Source organism: Pseudoalteromonas sp. SG44-1 (assembly GCF_014164315.1).
Classification (GTDB): domain Bacteria; phylum Pseudomonadota; class Gammaproteobacteria; order Enterobacterales; family Alteromonadaceae; genus Pseudoalteromonas; species Pseudoalteromonas rhizosphaerae.
Window position 1 is genome coordinate 1 of record NZ_JACJEW010000158.1, and the last position, 1707, is coordinate 1707.

Annotated in this window: 2 protein-coding genes and 1 pseudogene; all 3 read right to left on the bottom strand. The window is 39.4% G+C overall.

Translation table 11 applies throughout. The annotated features are described in order from the left end of the window. Positions 1-305 (bottom strand): hypothetical protein (locus H5187_RS23375; protein ID WP_182798456.1); only part of this gene is annotated, 305 nt, incomplete at its 3' end. Between the two features lies 1 nt (position 306). Beyond that, a pseudogene (locus H5187_RS23380) lies at positions 307-1372 on the bottom strand (hypothetical protein). 144 nt (positions 1373-1516) lie between these two features. Beyond that, the coding region (locus tag H5187_RS23385; RefSeq protein ID WP_182798457.1) for a hypothetical protein at positions 1517-1707 on the bottom strand (191 nt) is incomplete at its 5' end.

Here is a 1707-nt window from a genome sequence, read left to right on the forward strand (position 1 = left end):
TTATTTGCAATAAGCCCTATAGACTCCATTGGCGGAATAATAATAGGTCGTTGATTAATAGCAGTGTATGAATGAAATGGCTGGCGTACGTCTAATGAGTCACTATTTATTGTTGATAAAATACCGGCGCTATTTGTTTTTAATACAATAGGTTTTTTTGTATCGTATGTGGCTAGCTTAGGCTGCTCGGCCACCACGATTCGATTTGCTACCGGAGTTAATTTGCCAACCGGTTTATTATTCTCAACATATCCAGTTAGTAAATACACTAACGGGCTTGCAGATCCTTTGCTCATTTCATGCATTTTATTGTCCTTTTGCTGCTAAATTTGTAATCGCGATAGGAGCTAAAGGCCGCATACCCCAAATATATTTTTCTTTTATTAACACCTCTGAGTACTCACCTGTCACTATATTCTTTGTTTTTATAATACGCTCTGAAAGATAGAACCCTTTTTCATCACGCTCTTGTAAATGTTTTACTAAATACTGCAATTGATAATCTTCTTCTGGAGAGAAAATTATCCCGCCGCCAGTTCCTTCTTCCGAACTTTCTATATCAGGATTGGCAATATTCACCCAGTGAAAATGCGCTTTCGGTCTGGCGTGGGTCATAAACGCTAAATACTTACCATCCGGTGAAATACGGTGGTTTTTCATCTCCCACGCTTTCGGAAAACCAAAATTCACTTTACGCACTATTTCGCCATTAAACTTATGTATCCAAAAGCCATCGTGCTTTACCGCTAAAAATTCTTTATCGCCCGGGAGTAAAAACAGCTCATCTGAATAAATTATTTTGCGCTGTGTAAGAGTGGCTGTTGATACCTGGTAGTTGTAATGTTTACCATCTGCATAAAAAATCACATTATCGCTATCTGAGGTCCAGTTAAATGAAGGATGCCCCCCCCCCGCCTGACATGGTGATTAGTTTTTGTTCTTTGGTGTCGTAAAGCTGGCGTGTCGCTCTATCATTGATATAACCCGAAATTGCTATATAACGGTTATCTGGTGAGCGAACTGCCTTATGCAGCCCTACAGGTCTAAATTGTATAAACACTTCTTCAGGAATTATGCGGCGCCTGTCTGAGCCATCTAAACGCGATGACCACAGCGTGCGTATCTCACTGTATTTGTATTTATTCCAAAACATTAACCGCGGGGTTGAAAATGTATCTGCATCACCATACACCTCTTCGCGTATTTCGAGTGGCCACTCTGGATGGTTTTTGTGCTCTTTAGCCCATGGGTATTTAGCAACATCAACCTCTACTTGTGGTGAACTTTGCGATGATGGCTCTGAGCAACCGCCTAGTACCAAGCTGGCACAAAGAGAGAGCACGCAAAACATGCTGTATTTTTTAAAAAACATCAAAAACTATCCTTTTACTACATGCACTTATTTACGAGGTAATATAAATAAGTGCATTCATTAAAACTTGTGTTATTGCGTCAAAGTGCTTGTGCTTGCACTTACTCTTCTACTATTTCTGTCACTTCAATCGAGAGTGTTAAATTACTGATAAATAAACGGCGTATTTGAGCTACTGTAATTTTTTAAATTATCAACAAACTCTGCAGTCCAGCCACTAGGGTTATTATTTGCAATAAGCCCTATAGACTCCATTGGCGGAATAATAATAGGTCGTTGATTAATAGCAGTGTATGAATGAAATGGCTGGCGTACGTCTAATGAGTCACTATTTA